Annotated in this window: 23 protein-coding genes; all 23 read left to right on the forward strand. The window is 60.8% G+C overall.

Features of this window, described 5'->3' with window-relative positions:
• Nucleotides 1-84 precede the first annotated feature (84 nt).
• On the forward strand, nucleotides 85-891 hold the full coding sequence (locus tag AC6R19_RS12275; RefSeq protein WP_500580105.1) for a YdaU family protein: 807 nt from the start codon (nucleotides 85-87) through the stop codon (nucleotides 889-891).
• A 14-nt stretch (nucleotides 892-905) separates the two neighbouring features.
• Nucleotides 906-1,397 carry a hypothetical protein gene (locus AC6R19_RS12280; RefSeq protein ID WP_500580106.1) on the forward strand — a complete coding sequence of 164 codons (492 nt, stop codon included), beginning with the start codon at nucleotides 906-908 and terminating at the stop codon, nucleotides 1,395-1,397.
• Nucleotides 1,398-1,406: 9 nt separating this feature from the next.
• Entirely contained in the window at nucleotides 1,407-1,673 is a 267-nt protein-coding gene (locus tag AC6R19_RS12285) for a hypothetical protein (RefSeq protein WP_500580107.1), read from the forward strand.
• 71 nt (nucleotides 1,674-1,744) lie between these two features.
• A complete protein-coding gene (locus AC6R19_RS12290) occupies nucleotides 1,745-2,347 on the forward strand; it encodes a Thoeris anti-defense Tad2 family protein (protein ID WP_500580108.1) in 603 nt (200 codons plus the stop codon).
• Nucleotides 2,348-2,407: 60 nt separating this feature from the next.
• Nucleotides 2,408-2,707, forward strand: coding sequence for a hypothetical protein (locus tag AC6R19_RS12295; RefSeq protein ID WP_500580109.1), 300 nt, complete (start codon nucleotides 2,408-2,410; stop codon nucleotides 2,705-2,707).
• Nucleotides 2,707-3,183 (forward strand): NinB/YbcN family protein, encoded by a 477-nt coding sequence (locus AC6R19_RS12300; protein WP_500580110.1) that lies wholly within the window; start codon nucleotides 2,707-2,709, stop codon nucleotides 3,181-3,183. The genes AC6R19_RS12295 and AC6R19_RS12300 overlap by 1 nt, the downstream gene beginning before the upstream one ends.
• 94 nt (nucleotides 3,184-3,277) lie before the next feature.
• Nucleotides 3,278-3,598, forward strand: coding sequence for a hypothetical protein (locus tag AC6R19_RS12305; RefSeq protein WP_500580111.1), 321 nt, complete (start codon nucleotides 3,278-3,280; stop codon nucleotides 3,596-3,598).
• 17 nt (nucleotides 3,599-3,615) lie between these two features.
• The gene (locus AC6R19_RS12310; RefSeq protein WP_500580112.1) at nucleotides 3,616-3,984 is read left to right on the forward strand and encodes a hypothetical protein; all 369 of its coding nucleotides are present in this window, start codon (nucleotides 3,616-3,618) and stop codon (nucleotides 3,982-3,984) included.
• A gap of 8 nt (nucleotides 3,985-3,992) precedes the next feature.
• On the forward strand, nucleotides 3,993-4,646 hold the full coding sequence (locus tag AC6R19_RS12315; RefSeq protein WP_500580113.1) for a hypothetical protein: 654 nt from the start codon (nucleotides 3,993-3,995) through the stop codon (nucleotides 4,644-4,646).
• A 185-nt stretch (nucleotides 4,647-4,831) separates the two neighbouring features.
• A complete protein-coding gene (locus tag AC6R19_RS12320) occupies nucleotides 4,832-5,209 on the forward strand; it encodes a D-Ala-D-Ala carboxypeptidase family metallohydrolase (protein WP_500580114.1) in 378 nt (125 codons plus the stop codon).
• Between the two features lies 1 nt (nucleotide 5,210).
• Nucleotides 5,211-5,591 (forward strand): 3TM-type holin, encoded by a 381-nt coding sequence (locus AC6R19_RS12325; protein WP_500580115.1) that lies wholly within the window; start codon nucleotides 5,211-5,213, stop codon nucleotides 5,589-5,591.
• The gene (locus AC6R19_RS12330; RefSeq protein WP_500580116.1) at nucleotides 5,588-5,839 is read left to right on the forward strand and encodes a holin; all 252 of its coding nucleotides are present in this window, start codon (nucleotides 5,588-5,590) and stop codon (nucleotides 5,837-5,839) included. The genes AC6R19_RS12325 and AC6R19_RS12330 overlap by 4 nt, the downstream gene beginning before the upstream one ends.
• On the forward strand, nucleotides 5,839-6,132 hold the full coding sequence (locus AC6R19_RS12335) for a hypothetical protein (protein ID WP_500580117.1): 294 nt from the start codon (nucleotides 5,839-5,841) through the stop codon (nucleotides 6,130-6,132). The genes AC6R19_RS12330 and AC6R19_RS12335 overlap by 1 nt, the downstream gene beginning before the upstream one ends.
• A gap of 23 nt (nucleotides 6,133-6,155) precedes the next feature.
• Nucleotides 6,156-6,410, forward strand: coding sequence for a hypothetical protein (locus AC6R19_RS12340; RefSeq protein WP_500580118.1), 255 nt, complete (start codon nucleotides 6,156-6,158; stop codon nucleotides 6,408-6,410).
• A gap of 30 nt (nucleotides 6,411-6,440) precedes the next feature.
• Nucleotides 6,441-6,974: a DNA-packaging protein gene (locus tag AC6R19_RS12345; RefSeq protein WP_500580119.1), complete on the forward strand. Its 534-nt coding sequence runs from the start codon at nucleotides 6,441-6,443 to the stop codon at nucleotides 6,972-6,974.
• On the forward strand, nucleotides 6,952-8,448 hold the full coding sequence (locus AC6R19_RS12350) for a phage terminase large subunit (protein ID WP_500580120.1): 1,497 nt from the start codon (nucleotides 6,952-6,954) through the stop codon (nucleotides 8,446-8,448). Before AC6R19_RS12345 ends, AC6R19_RS12350 begins: the two co-directional genes overlap by 23 nt.
• Nucleotides 8,448-10,484 carry a portal protein gene (locus AC6R19_RS12355; protein WP_500580121.1) on the forward strand — a complete coding sequence of 679 codons (2,037 nt, stop codon included), beginning with the start codon at nucleotides 8,448-8,450 and terminating at the stop codon, nucleotides 10,482-10,484. Before AC6R19_RS12350 ends, AC6R19_RS12355 begins: the two co-directional genes overlap by 1 nt.
• Before the next feature lie 8 nt (nucleotides 10,485-10,492).
• Nucleotides 10,493-10,738, forward strand: a complete 246-nt coding sequence (locus tag AC6R19_RS12360) for a hypothetical protein (RefSeq protein WP_500580122.1) — start codon at nucleotides 10,493-10,495, stop codon at nucleotides 10,736-10,738.
• A 4-nt stretch (nucleotides 10,739-10,742) separates the two neighbouring features.
• A complete protein-coding gene (locus AC6R19_RS12365; RefSeq protein WP_500580123.1) occupies nucleotides 10,743-11,744 on the forward strand; it encodes a hypothetical protein in 1,002 nt (333 codons plus the stop codon).
• A gap of 32 nt (nucleotides 11,745-11,776) precedes the next feature.
• Nucleotides 11,777-12,694 (forward strand): SU10 major capsid protein, encoded by a 918-nt coding sequence (locus AC6R19_RS12370; RefSeq protein WP_500580124.1) that lies wholly within the window; start codon nucleotides 11,777-11,779, stop codon nucleotides 12,692-12,694.
• A 57-nt stretch (nucleotides 12,695-12,751) separates the two neighbouring features.
• Nucleotides 12,752-13,084, forward strand: coding sequence for a hypothetical protein (locus AC6R19_RS12375; RefSeq protein WP_500580125.1), 333 nt, complete (start codon nucleotides 12,752-12,754; stop codon nucleotides 13,082-13,084).
• Nucleotides 13,084-13,686, forward strand: coding sequence for a phage adaptor protein (locus tag AC6R19_RS12380; RefSeq protein ID WP_500580126.1), 603 nt, complete (start codon nucleotides 13,084-13,086; stop codon nucleotides 13,684-13,686). The genes AC6R19_RS12375 and AC6R19_RS12380 overlap by 1 nt, the downstream gene beginning before the upstream one ends.
• Entirely contained in the window at nucleotides 13,686-15,248 is a 1,563-nt protein-coding gene (locus AC6R19_RS12385) for a Kelch repeat-containing protein (protein WP_500580127.1), read from the forward strand. Before AC6R19_RS12380 ends, AC6R19_RS12385 begins: the two co-directional genes overlap by 1 nt.
• Nucleotides 15,249-15,252 lie beyond the last annotated feature (4 nt).

The raw sequence follows: 15,252 nt of genomic DNA on the forward strand, positions 1-15,252 counted from the left end.
AAGCCACGGTGCCAGAGTCCGCTACCTGGTGTGTCGAGCACTATCAAGACCATAGCAGAGCCGCAGAAGCGGACGGGGGTATCGATGGCAGCATTGCCGTACATCCAACTCTATATCGCCGACTACCTGGCCGACACCATGCACCTGCAGGCCGAGGAACACGGTGCCTACCTCCTGCTGATCTTCAACTACTGGCAAACCGGAAAGCCTATCCCAAAGAGGCGCTTGCAAGCCGTTGCACGGGTTTCCAACGACCGTTGGCCTTCCGTTGAAGAGTCGTTGAGCGAGTTCTTCAACGACACGGGGACGCATTGGGAGCACATCCGCATCGAGGCTGATTTACAGGCTGCGAGGGATGCCCAAGCACAGAGGGCCGCCGCAGGCAAGGCTTCGGCAGAGGCCAGAAAGCGGGCAAAGGTTGAAAAAAACAAACGGGAAGGCAACGGCCGTTCAACGCCCGTTAAAAATCCGTCGAACGAAAACCCAACGAATAAAGAACAGAACAGAACAGAACAGAGTAATGAATTACCTAACGGTAATTCTTCTGCGTCGCCCCCTTCGGAGGCTCCACCGGAAGTTGTGCTGGAGATCCCGACGAATCGCAGAGGCGAGGTATTCCAGGTGACCGACACCAAGGTCGCTGAGTACCGGGAAACCTATCCGGCAGTGGACGTGGTGCAGGAACTCCGTAACGCCCGCCAGTGGTCCATTGACAACCCCGCGAAGCGGAAAACCCTCGGCGGGATGCCGCGGTTCCTGAATTCCTGGCTATCCAAAGCCCAGAACCAAGCGCCGCGATCACCTCCTGTTCAACCCTACAAAACCGCGATGCAGCAGCGCTCGGAGCGCGCCGCTGCGACGTTTGATCCACAGCGAGCTACGAATTTTTAACGGGAGTGATGGCCATGCAAGACGTGACCACCCTGCTAACACAGCCGCCGACGCAGCACCGGCGCCGGCCGATGAGTTCGGCGGAACTCACGGAGGAACAGCGCAATGCCGTGGGGTATTTCTTCGCTCGGCTGCGCCTGGTCAATGCCGCCCAATACGACGCGCTGATGCCCGACGAAACAACCGAACAGATCACCAAGCGCGAGTATGCGGCACACCTGATCGGTTTCTCACGGGAGCAGATCGATAAGGGCCTGGAGGCGCTCCACTACATGCGCCAGCAGGGGCACCCTGACTATCGATTCCTGGACATTGACAGGGTTATCGGATTGATCGCGCACGGTGGCGTCACGGAAGGCAATCCAGCACGGATACACAAGCCATTCCCGCCGCTGCAGTTGCCCGACAAAACCGCACAGGAGCGCTCTCGCGCAATCGGTCAGCGCACCCTGGACAACTTGAAATCAATGTTTCCGGATGAAGATCCGGGCCAGCAAACCGTATAGGAGACCCCGATGACCATAGCAACCATACCCGACGCCTACGACCGAATCGCGATAACCGACGCGAGCAGCCCGCTGGCCGTGTTCCGCACCAAACGCGCGGATCGCGTGGACGCAATGTTCGCTAACACCGTCCTGACCCAGCGCCGCATCGAGCAGGGAGATATTAACTACCTTGGCACATTCCACCGCGACAACCTGCCGGAGGCGCGCGAGAAGCTGGCGGCCTATGCAGAGTTCGCGCACCAGGGCGATCTCAGCATACAGGGCGCCGCGTAACAAACATCCCCTCACAGGATGCACCGCGCCGCCGGTATGGGGCGCACCATTAACCAAACTGGAGAGTGACCATGAATTTTGGAGAGGCTATCGAAGCTCTGAAACAGGGTGAAAAAGTTCAGCGCGCCGGATGGAACGGAAAAGGCATGTGGCTGATTTTGGTTCCGGGAACGCCGAATGTTCGGCCAGTCGCCGGGACGCCATATAGCAATGCAGGGATAACTGAAGCCACAAACATCAACCCCCACATCGACATGTATACAGCTCAGGGTGATATGCCGCCCGGATGGTTGGCGAGCCAAACCGACATGCTCGCCGAGGATTGGCAAGTCGTAGTTGCGGAGGCGCAACCAGGGCAGCTTCAGTGGAGCGAAACGCTCCTGGACGGTGAAGCCGTTACCTATGAGGCCGCCGAAAAGGCCATCGCCGAACTCGGAGAAGGCTGGCGCATGCCGACTTGCGAAGAGCTGCAGTCCCTACGGGATCTGTCTCGCCACGATCCGGCTATTGATACCGACAAGTATCCGGATACAAAAAGCCGCGCTTATTGGACCAGCACCCCCTGTGCCTGGAATGACGCAGCCGTTTGGGTTGTCAATTTCAACGGCGGCCTTGTCAGCAGCGGCCACCGCTACCTCAGCGCGTGTGTTCGGGCGGTTCGCGCCGGTCAGTAATTTCTGATTTTTTGAATTGGCGCCGCGCCGGCACGGACGGCCATTATCGAGGACAAAGCCATGCCAGTAACCGAAACCAGCAAAGCCAGTTACCGCTGGCTGCAGGACCACGGCCTCGCCAGCAGTTGCCGCGAGCGGATCTTTCGCGCGGCGATCAGCTTGCAGCGGTGTACTCGCCGGCAGCTCGAGGACGCGACCGGCCTGCGGCCCAACCAGGTCGCCGGCCGGGTGGCGGAGCTGATCAAGTGCGGATCCCTGGTGCGCGCCGGCCACACCAACTGCCCGCATACCGGCCGGCTGGTGGAGCTTCTGGAGGTCGATGCTGCGGTGGCGGAGCGGTTTCGGGAGGTGGCTGCCTGATGGATGGCGAATACTGGGTAATCCGTACCGATGACCAGAAGGCGGCCGCAATGGGCCACCTGGCGTGTATCCGGCCGGACGAGGCGGCACCGGTAGCGATCAAGGTGGAGCCCTACAAGAAAAAGCGCAGCGACCTGCAGAACCGATTCCTATGGGGCTGGGTGTACGAGCAGATCCGGTCGAAGCTCGAGGCCGCCGGCATTGTCATCAACTGCGACGACGGTACCGAGCACCCTTACACCAAGGATGTTCTGCACGAGATCTTCAAAACGAAGTTCCTCACCATCGGCAGCATTGAGGCCAGGGGTCGCAGTCTGACGCTTTACAAGTCCACCACTGAGCTCAACACCGCTCAGTTTTCCGAGTTCGTGGAGCAGGTGCGGCAATTCGTGTGGCAGTTCTGGAGTATCCAGGTGCAGGAGCCGGTCAGCGGCTATTACCGGACATTGGCGGAGGAAATCAATGGGCGAAGTTAAGCGAACGCCGGCAGACATAGCATTCAGCAAATGCGTCAGGGAGAGGTCAGGGTGGACCTGTGAGCGCTGCGGCGCGCAGCATGAGTGCAATTCCATGGGGCTCCACTGCTCCCATTTTCACGGCCGCGGCAAATGGTCGGTGCGGTTCGACCCGGACAACGCATTCGCCCACTGCTACGGCTGCCACCGCTACCTGGGCAGCCGGCCGCAGGAGTTCGCCGACTGGGTGCGGAACAAGCTAGGCGATGGGCTGTTCGAGATAGTCCTGGAGCGGGCTCAGGACACAAAGCTGGGGCGCCTGGCGAAGCGCGAGGCCTCAGAGATAGCCAGGTACTACCGCGAGCACCACAACCGCATGCTGGAGCAGCGGGCTATAGGCATTGAGGGTCGGTTGGAAATAGTTGGGTATTTCTGAGTAGAGGGGGGGGAGCTATGGCTGGGATCAGAGATAGCGAGAAGCTGAAACAGCTGCAGTCGCGTCGGGACAGGCTGCTGGCCACACTGCCAGGCCTGCGGGAAGAGGCGAAGTCGGCTAACCGGGCGCTGTCCGAGGCGGAGAACAAGCTGAAGGCGGTAGAGCAAGAAATTGACGGGCTGGCAGAGGCTGATCCGGTTGTCACCGAGCACGCCATTATCCGTTATCTGGAGCGGGTAATGGGCCTCGACCTGGATCAGGTCCGCTCGGAGATTCTGAGTGATGCCACGCGAGCGCAGGTAAAAGCCCTGAAAAGCGGGAAATTTCCTATCGGGAATGGGGCAAAAGCGGTGGTCAAAAACATGACCGTTGTCTCAGTGATATAGGGGAGCGCATGAGATTCGCTACAGCCCGCCAAGCGTGGCACGACGCCTACGACTGTCCGACCGCAGAATCCGACTATGAGACCATGGCCGCCGGTTCCACTGATCGCAGCCGCACGCGCCGGCGGGCCTACGACACGATCACCGACGACGACGGCAAGGTGATCGCCAGCGCCCGGGTGCCGACCACCTACGCGGTAGAGACACGGGTGGGAAAGGGCAGCAGCGCCCGCATCATGGACGCGTGCGAAAAGGCGCTAGTGCAGAGTGTGATTGGCAAAATCCGCCGCCGGGACCCGCTGGCGTATTGCTGGGGTATGGCTGCCTACGCGCCGCCGGCGCCCCGGTTCAGGGAGCGCGCGGCGCTGCTGGATTACCTGATGCGCGAGTTTGACTCCTGGGGGGAGCCGCACGACCGCACAAAGGTAAGCCAGCTGGCGTTGTTCTGCATTACTGCCTGCTGCCTGCGGGATGTGAACGGCCGGCACGTCGATCTGCGGCAGGCGCGCACCATCCTGGGAGTGGACAAGGCGACCTGGGATCGGGAGTGGAAGAGGGTATGGCAGCGCCTACAGCGGCGGCTGGACCCGCTGCCGGGCAGGGCGCTGGGGCCGGTGGCCGAGCTGGTTGAGAGCTATCAGGAGCGGTGCCGCGCGGCGGGTTGACAGGTTTGTGCCAGAACGGTACATTTTTCCCATGCTGCGGTTTTTACGCCGTAGAGCCAATAACCCGCCACCGAGCGGGTTTTTTTGTGCCCGAATTCTGACCCCCGTGAATCACAGACCCCCAACTGCGATTCCAAACCCCTATGCCCGCCCAGCTGCGGGCTTTTTTATTTCTGGTGACTGCAATGTTCGACAACGACTACTTCAGCGAAGAGGAGTTGTCCTGCCGCTGCTGTGGCCAAAACCACTTCTCCGACGACACTCTGCGCCGCCTGATCCGGGTTCGCGAGCGCTTCGCGGCGCCGATGATCGTGACCAGCGGTTACCGCTGTCCGGAATACAACGCCCGTATCGGCGCGACCATGACCCATGCCAGCGGCCAGGCCGTCGACATCTCCGTCGCCCTGGGCCGGTGCCACAGGTTGCTGAAGGTCGCCCTGGAGGAGGGATTTACCGGTATCGGGGTGATGCAGAAGGGCGAGGTCGGCAAGCGGTTTATCCACCTGGATGACTTGCCGGCGGAGCCCGGCGAGCGCACCCGACCCACTGTCTGGAGCTACTGACATGGGCGTCCCTGTAATCGGTGCCATCAGCAAACTATTGGGCAAGGCTATCGACAAGGCCTTCCCGGACAAGACCGAGGCCAATCGGCTCAAGGCGCAGATTGATGCCCAACTGATTGGCATGGACATCGAGGAGCTGAAGGCGGCCACCTCGATCATCACGGCAGAGGCTGGCGGCGAATCATGCCTACAGAGAAATTGGCGGCCGGTGACCATGCTCACCTTCGTTGGCCTTATCGTGGCCCATTGGCTGGGCTGGACGGCGCCCAACCTGAGCGAGGCCCAGGTCCTCGCGCTCCTAAAGATCGTCCAGATTGGTCTGGGCGGCTACGTGGTGGGCAGGAGCGCGGAAAAGGCCATCAAGACGTGGAAGCAATCGTGAACCCAGCAGCTCAGGAGGCGGCGAGCACAACCATGATTCAAAAAATCGCCAGCGCAGCGACCTACACGGGGGCGGGCACAGCGGTAGTCGGCGGTTGGTCAACTCAGGAGCTGCTGGCGGCCGGCGGCCTGGGTGTGGCTATCCTGGGCTATCTCACAAATCTGTATTTCGGTATTCGCCGCGACCGGCGTGACGAGGCGCACAAGGCCTGGCTGCAGCAGCAGGAAGGTCCTGCCCGGGGAAAGTGATGGCGAAGAAGCCGGTCAGTCTGTCGCTGCACAAGAACACCATAGAGCGACGCAGAAAGCGGGAGCTCGCACGGGACCTGGCCGCATACTGCCGAAACGTCGCCAAGCAGGCAGACATTCGCGCTTTCGCTGTTGTGGCAATCGGTGCGGATGGCCGGGCCTACTGCAATTGGGATACCGGCGGCATTTTGCCGATGTGGGCTTTCCCGCAGACGGTGGCCTCCGCCCTGGTGCGCGATATGGAGGAATCCGAAGTGGATGAGGATTGGAAGCCCTCCCTCCCGGGAAGGTAATGCGTGCGGATCCTGGAGACACAATGAAACGACTGCAGCGAAATAGGGGCGGCAAGGCCACAAAGAATACTGAACAGGGCTTCTTCGAGCGCCTGTTCAGGGGCCAGCCCGACCCGTTCAAGCCTGGCGTGATGGTCAATATCGACGGCGCCAAGCTGAGAGTACTGGCCGCGGACAAGGAGACCGTGACCTTCTGCAATGCCGCCGGCATGCCGATCCGGTGGGAGCGCGAGTGGCTGGAATCCCTCCCGACGGCAAGTATCTATTTCCCGAAGTAACCCGCGAACAACCCTCGAGGACTCGCACCCATGGCAGCACCACCTGGCAATCAATTCTGGAAAGCGCGGACAAAGCACGGCCGCGACAAGCTGTTCTCCAGTTCGGAGGCCCTGTGGGAGGCCTGCTGCGAGTATTTCGAGTGGGTGGAAGATAACCCTCTCAGTGAGGAGAAGCTGTTCGCATATCAGGGCCAGGTGACGCGCGATACTGTGCAAAAAATGCGCGCAATGACCATATCAGGCCTGTGCCTATTCCTGGATATTGACCGCTCCACCTGGACGGCATGGAAGACTGACGAAGATTTTTCCGCAGTCGTCTCGCGAGCTGAGGAGGTGATCTACTCCCAGAAGTTCGCCGGCGCCGCTGCGGATTTGCTGAACGCGAACATCATTGCCCGGGACCTGGGCCTGAAGGACCAGTCAGCACAGGAGGTCACCGGCAAGGATGGCGGCCCCATCAAGCACGAGCACCGCATGACCCCGACCCGCGCCCGAGAGGTGCTGGAGCGCCACGGCATAGACCCGGAGACAGTCGGCGCAGGTGACCCCACCTCCGGTGACTGAGGCGGAGGCGGTAGAGCTCGCCGAGGCCCTGGAGGTCTGGGAGCGCGAGCAGGCATTCCTGCAGGGCGTACCGCCGCGGCTCCGCTGCATCTTCAGCGCCACGCAGCGGATTATCATCCTGGTCGGCGGCCGGGGCTCGGCGAAGTCCTTCACTGCGGCCAAGTTCGTGGCCCGCCGCATCGATGCTGGCGAGCGCTGGATGATGGCGCGGGAATTCCAGAACAGCATTGACGAGTCAGTGCACCCGCTCATGAAGGCGCAGATCGACGCCCTTGGCCTGGAGGCCTGCAGGTACGACGCTACCAGGGTTTACGGCCCGGACGGCGGCGGCGGCTTCTATCGCGGCCTGGCGCGCAACCTGGAGTCGATGAAGTCCACCTTCGCCGTCAACGGCGTGTGGGTGGAGGAGGCGGCCACGCTCTCCGAGAAGAGCATTGATCTGCTGGCGCCGACGGTGCGGGAAGAGGGCTCACAGCTGCTGTTCACGCTGAACCGCGGCGCCAGCAATGACCCGTTCGCCAAGCGCTACCTGCAGCCCTACGAGAAGCACTTGGCGAAAGACGGCATCTACGAAGATGACGACCTCCTGATCATCGAGATCAACTACCCCGATAACCCGTGGTTCCCTGAGGTGCTGGAGAAGGACCGGGCCCGGGACTATGACAAGCTGCCGCGGGCGAAGTACGAGCACATTTGGCTGGGTGCCTACGCCGATACCGTGGACAACGCCATCATTGAGCCGGAGTGGTTCGACGCTTGTGTCGATGCCCACAAGAGGCTGGGCTTCGAGCCGGTGGGCCAGGAGCGCATCGGCTACGACCCGGCCGACGCGGGCGACGCCAAGGCCGTGGCCTATATGCACGGCTCCGTCGTGCTGGACGCGCGCTCTACCGACGCTGGCGACGTGGCCAGCGCTACCGACTGGGCGCTGAGCTACACCAACGAGCGCAAGCCGGACGCCTTTATCTGGGACGTGGTTGGTATCGGCGCAGGACTCAAGGGGCAGGTCAGCGGCGGCCTCGCCGGCAAGAAGATCGAGCTGGTGGGTTTCAACGGTGCCGCGGTACCGGAAAAGCCGGACGCAATCTACAAGCCGGAAGACGGCGAGGTCAAGGAGCCCAAGACCAACCGCGAGACCTTCGCCAACCGCCGCGCGCAGTTCTATTGGATGCTGCGGGACCGGATGTTCAAGACCTGGCTGGCGGTGGACAAGGGCAAGTACATCAGCCCCGACGAGCTGATCAGTATCAGCGGTGACATCGAGGAGCTGGCGCAGCTGCGCTCCGAGGTGTGCCGCATCCCGCGCAAATATGTCGCCGGCGGCAAGATCCAGCTGCTGAGCAAACCCGAAATGAAAAAGCTGGGCATCGAGTCCCCGAACATGGCCGACGCGCTGATGATGTGCATGGCCGAGGTCGAGGTCGATGATGATGACTTCGACTACTCCCGTTCAAATCCTGGAATCCGTTACTGATGGCCAAATCCGATAGCGACATCCTGAAGCTGGCCGACCAGTGTATCCAGCTGTCCCAGGGTGACGACGACTCCACTGTCACCGACGACCGCTACGAGGGATACAAGTACTACTACGGCGAGCCGTTCGGTAACGAGCGCGAGGGCCGCAGCGACTATGTTTCCCGCGACGTGTTCGACGCGGTGGAGGACACCAAGGAAATTCTGCTGGAGGTATTCGCCTCCAACCGCGAGACCGTCAAGTTCACCCCGAAGGACGGCAATGATGTCCTGCAGTCAAAGCTGCGTACCCGCTACTGTAACCGGGTATTCAACCGCGGCAATCGCGGCTATGCACTGCTGCACGATTCCATCCAGGACGCACTGATCTCCAAGAACTGCACCGCCAAGGTGTACTGGGAGGAGCAGACCAGCCACAAGACCCAACTGGTGAAGGGCATCACTGCCGAGGCCTATGCCGATCTTGAGCGGTCCGGGGCGGAGATCGTCGAGGCGGAGCAGGACGAGGCTACCGGCCTGATCGACGCCGAGATCAAGGTCCCGGTCGATGAGTCCGGCGTGGTGGTGGAAATCATCGCGCCTGAACGGGTGGTGCGCGACCCGCAGGCCACCTCACCGCAGGACGCGCGCTTCTGGGGTGAGAAGATAGAGGTCACCCGCTCCGAACTGGTGGAGATGGGCTTTGATCCAGACATCGTGGCCGGGCTCACCGGTGACGGCGACGCCGAACACGAGCTGGAGGAACAGGCGCGCGAGGGCGACGGAACCCTGGAGAAGGACTATCTCGGCGAGGCCTCGCAGGACTTGCTCGAGCTTTACGAGCTGTACATCTGGTGGGACGACGACGGCGACGGCGAGAGTGAGCTGCACCAGGTATTCAAGGTCGGGAATACCCTGCTGGACAGTACCGAAGTTCAGCGCATGATCTATTTCAACTGGGCGGCCATGCGCGTGGCCCACCGGTATGAAGGCCTGTCCACCTACGACATCATCGGTGACATCCAGAAGCTGAAGTCGACGATCAAACGCCAGATCGTCGACAACCTGATGATGGCCAACAACCAGTCGCGCGTCGCCCGCCAGGGCGCTTTCGTGAATCCCGCGGACTGGATAGACAACCCCCTGGGCGCAACCCACTGGGTCAAGAAGGATTACGACAAGCCGATCACTGAGGTAGCGATACCGACACCGGCGCCGCAGCTCTCCTCACTGACAATGCCCACCCTGGAGATGCTGAACCAGGACAAGGAGCATCGCGCCGGCGTCTCGCGCCTGACCGGTGGCCTCAACCAGGAAGTGATCAGTAACCAGAATGCGGACGACATGATCAACCGCATGACCACTGCGGCCATGCGCCGGGTGATGGGCATGGCCCGGCGCTACGCCGAACTGTTCCTTATCCCGATCATGCAGGAAATCTACACCTTAGGCCTCGAGCACGACCAGCAGGGCGTGACGGCGGAGGTGGACGGCCAGTGGCTGGCGCTGGTGCCGCAGGAACTGGGCGACAGCGTGGATATGGAGGTGACCACCGCCCTGACGCCGGACGACGCCGAGAACCGGGCCCGTACGCTGCTGGTGCTGCACAACTCCCTGATACAGGGCATGCAGATGGACCAGAGCCTGGCCACCATCTACGGCCCGCAGAACAAGTACGCGCTGCTGCGCGAGGTGTTCAAGCTATCCGGGCAGCCGTCTCCGGAGTTCCTGACGGATCCGCAATCGACGCCGGCGCAGCTGCAGCAGCAGGTAATGCAGCTCAGCCAGCAGATGCAGCAGCTCACCATGCAGAACCAGCAGCTGCAGACTGTATTGCGGCAGGTCAACCAGCAGGAGCTTGGCATCAAGGCGCAGGACGCACAGACGCGCCAATTCAAGGCGCAGACCGATGCCGAGTTGAAAGCTCAGAAGCAGGCCCTGGACGCCGAGCTGGGCCGCCGCAAGCAAGGCCTGGCCGAGGATGCCGAGGCGCACGACCAGGTAATGGATGACCTGGGACTCGCCATGGACCGCGCCAAAGTCACCGTAACAATTTAAGACTTCCCATGAAAAAACTACTGCAGCGGGTCGCAGGCACCTGCCTGTCACCGCTCGCCCGCTCATCCGCCGCCCAAGAGCTTTGGGACAGCCCGGTCTACAAGCAGGCCGTGCGGGACGTGATGGAGGACATACAGCGGGAGTGGCTGCACTGCGAGAACGCGGCGCAGCGCGAAGAATTGCACCGGCAGACCCGGGCACTGCACCGGGTTACCGAGAAGCTGAACAGCTATTACCAACCAACCGAGGAATAACCGCATGGCGGACTCCGAGAACCAAGAGCGCAGCGCGCTCGACGATGCACTTTCCGAAGTCATGGGCGAGGTGGAGGACTCAACAGAGCAACCAGAAGCCGAGACCGCAGATGAGGAAGAAACCCAGTCTGGAACCGATACCGACACCGAGGAAGAGGCCGAGACCGAGGACTCCGAAGAGGAGCAAACCGAGGACGACGCTGACACCGAGGAGGAGGAATCGGAAGAAGCCGAAGACGACGAGGAGAGCGCGGACCTGTCCGACGACTCCACCCTCAAGATCGACGGCGAAGAGGTATCGGTCAAGCAGGTGAAGGCCTGGCGCGATGCCGAGAAGAACTTCCAGGCGGGTTACACGAAGAAATACCAGAAACTGGCCGAAACCCAGAAGACCGCAGACTCCAATCTGGAGCAGTCGGAGCAGATCCTGGAATTCGTGCAGGCGCAGTTGGCGGCGCCGCTGCAGCAGTTTCAGGGTATTGACTGGCAAGCGCTGCAAGTCAGCGACCCGGCCCAATACCAGCAGTTGAAAGGTCAGTTTCAGCAGGCCATGACCGGCTACCGACAGGTAGAACAGACCGTGAAGCAACTCCAGGACAAGGCGAAAGAGCAGCGCGAAGCGGAATTCAAGCGAAAGGCGCAGGACGCCGTCGCCACCCTGAAGGAAATGCACGCGGACTGGAGCAACGAGCTGTATCACCAGGTGATGGATTACGCCGTGGAAAGCGGCGTACCGCGCGAGGAGATCGCGCAAGAGGTCCGCCCCTGGGTGCTGTCAGCACTGCTCAACCAGATGCGCGCCGAGCAGGCGCGGAAGGTCGAGGCCAAACCCAAACCCCAATCTGTGAAACGCACCATCAAGAAAAAGGCTGTGCAGAAACCCCGCAGCGAAGCCCAGAAGCGCGCCGACGCCCTGAAGCGTGACCGCGCTCTGGCCGCGAAGGGCGACCGGCGCGCGCAGGATCGCGTGATCGCCGCCGAGGTGGATGCGCAGCTCGGACTCTGAGCGAAGCTCAACTCTGATCTGAGGATAGATCCATGACTACCACTTACGATTCCGTCGGCAACGCCGAGGACTTCAAAGACGCGATCTTTGATACCAAGACCATCGACACCCCGTTCATGAACATCGCCAAGAAGTCCAAGGCGACCGGCAAGCTGCACGAGTGGCAGCAGCGCGACCTGACCGCCGCCGGCGATAACGCGCAGATCGAGGGTAACGATAACCCGACCAAGACCTACACCCCGACCGTGCCGCGCTCCAACCGCCCGCAGCTGATGGACAAGGCGTTCAAAATCTCCGACACCCTGGAGGAGATCAAAAAGCACGGCCGCAAGTCCGAGCTGCGCGATCAGTCTGCGGTGAAGCTGCGTGAGCTGAAAAACGACGGTGAGTTCGCGATGACCGGCATGCCGACTCAGGCCGCGGTGGCCGGCGACGGTTCCACCACCGCGGCGCGCATGGCCGGCCTGGCCATCCAGGTGCACACCGACAACCGCGTCGACCACTCCGGCGATGGTGGTGTTACCCCGACAGCGTTCACCGCGGCAAACGGTGAGGCATCCATCAAGGCGGGCCAGTTGAAGGCGTACAATTCCGGCGGCAACCCGGATACCCTGCTGATCAACCCGATCTTCGCCGATCCCATTGCCGGTTTCGCCCAGCAGTCAGGCCGCAACCGGGACATCGAGGACAAGCGCTTGGTGGACTGCATCGACATCATCGACACGCCGCACGGCTCCCTGAGCGTGGTGAAGGGCCGGTTCATGGATGCCACCACCATGCTCGGCATCGACTCCGAGTATGCCGACGTTTCGGTCCTGCAGCCTTCAAAGCTGAAGACCTTGGCGGTCACCGGTCACTCGCAGCCGATGATGTGGCTGTGGGAGGGCTGCGGCAACGTCCTCAACAACAAAACCTGGTTCGTGATCGAGCACATCACCGGCGCCGGCTAAGCGCCACCCCTCCAATGACAAGGGCCCTGCGGGGCCCTTTTTTATTGCGTGAAATTTATGGCGAGAACGATTGAAGGCTTCGTTGTCGAGGATGGCACCGTCTACCAGGTGCGCAAGGACAACGAGCAGGCGTTTTTCCGCATGATGGACCATCGCCGCCACCAGATCGAGGCGGGTGCGGTGCAGGAGGACTACCGGCGGCTGAAGTACAGCATCCCAGCCACCATCCAGCTGGAGATCATCAAGAAGTACGGCCAGGAAATGGACCCTATCCGCCACGGCAAGATGACTGAGGCGGAGAAGCGCCGGTTTGACAGGATCATCCGCACCGAATACCCGAAGTGCATCATGGGCGGGCGGTCGCAGAAGTTCTTTGAAGGCGGCATCTGATGGCCATCTCCAACTACCAGGAACTGCAGGCGGCCGTGGCGGCGTGGCTGGAGCGCGACGACTTGGTCGAGCGCATTCCGGACTTTATTGCCTTGGCCGAGCGCAAGATATTCCGCAAGCTGCGCACGCCGGCAAATGAACGCACCGTGCTGCAGGACCGGCGTGCCGATGAGGGCGACGAGTGGCTTCTGCCAACCCACTTCCTGGAGTGCAAGCGCCTGATCGTCAACGGCGTGACCCTGACCCGCATTACCGATACCGACTACTACGGCCGTCCGGCACAGACCGGACAGCCCAAGTACTTCTTCCGCTATGCCAACCGATTCAAGGTGTGGCCGGAACCCGCTGAGGATTACCGCTGGGTGCTGAACTACTGGACCGACATGGAGCTCACCGACGAGTACCCGGAGAACACGGTTCTGCCGGTGGCAACGGACCTGTACCTGTTCGGCTCTTTGGCAGAAGCAGAGCCCTACCTGATGAACGACAGCCGGGTTGCGCTGTGGAAGGCGAAGTTCGACGAGGGGCTGGAGGAGTTGAACGACATGGCCGAGCGCGCGGAGCTGGCGGGATCGGCGAGTATTAGCAGAGGGGCCTACTGATGGGTACCGGATTCTACCACCCGAACGACAACGATCCTCAGGTAGTTGAGGTCGAGGACGCGCAGGATTTCGCCCTTCTGGCAAAAGACTGGGCCATCAAGATGGATGGCCCGGTGCAGGACGAGAGTTATTCCTCGCAGTGGAATGCCACCCTGTCAGCCCAGAGCGCGGGCGAGTCCGCCACCTCCGCCGGCCAGGCGCAGCAGTTCATGAGTCTGTCGGCCGAATACGCGAACGCTCCCGAAGACACCTTTGTCACCGGAACCTCTGATTATTCCTCTTATCACTGGTCGCTGAAGTCTCAGGGTTACAGCATTTCTTCGCAAGAATCGGCGCAGGAAGCCGAACAGTGGGCGCAGATAGCGCAGGAGGTTGCCACCGGGACGGCAATTCGTGAAATCGCTGATACCAGCTACACAATTACCGAAGAAGACAACGGCTATATTCTTTGGTTCACCGCCGGCAGCGCGGTAACCGTATCTTGCCCGGGTGAGACAGCACTCCCGATGAATGCCGTTATCCGAGGCAGCATTATCCAGGCTGGCGCCGGGCAGATTTTTGTTGATGGTGACGGAGAGTCCGGTGTCAGTTCTCTCGGTGGAAATCAATATAGCGCGGGCCAGTATGCGCTGATCGAGTTTTTCCGGCAGTCTGGTAATAACTGGTGGATTGGCGGTGACATAGTGACTGTAGCATGGGCGCAGCTTGCGAGCAGCGGCGTTGCGCGAGTCAACGTGTCTGCGGCCACGAATGCTGGAAAGATGTATGTGTTTGGTGGTTATGAAGGAGGCTCCCATAACGATCTACATGAATACGACACCACTTCTGGCACCTGGACTCAGCTCACGAGCGGCGCCACGGTTCGAGCTTCATATTCCTTTGTCGCTATCAATGGGCTCCTGTACCTGTTTGGCGGCAATGATGGAAGTACAAAGTATAACGATCTCTGGGAATACGATCCCGGAACTGACACTTGGGCCCAGCTCACGAGCGGGGCTACCGCAAGAAATCTTCACTCTGCCGTTGAAATTAACGGAAAGATGTATGTGTTTGGCGGATTCGATTCCGGAAATACAAGGCTGAATGATGTTTGGGAATACGATCCTGGAACTGACACTTGGGTCCAGCTTACAAGCGGCGCCACGGCTCGTCTGGGTCACTCTGCCGCTGCAATAAACGGGAAAATGTATGTGTTTGGAGGCAACGATGGGTCGAACCTTTTAAACGATCTCTGGGAATACGATCCCGGAACTGACACTTGGGTCCAGCTTACAAGCGGCGCCACGGCTCGCAGTGCTTCTTCTGCCGCTTCAATAAACGGGAAGATGTATGTGTTCGGTGGAGACTCGAGCTCAGGTGGTACCGGGGATCCATTGGACGATCTCTGGGAATATGACACGGGCACAGACACCTGGACTCAGCTCACGAGCGGCGCCACGGCTCGCTACGGGCACGCTTCAGCTTCAATTAATGGGAAAATGTATGTGTATGCGGGTGCTACAGCGTCATTTGGTAGCGGGTTGACCGACACCTTGTTCGCATACAATCCTGCCGCGGAGTAAAGAA

The organism is Microbulbifer sp. SE14 (genome assembly GCF_059834885.1).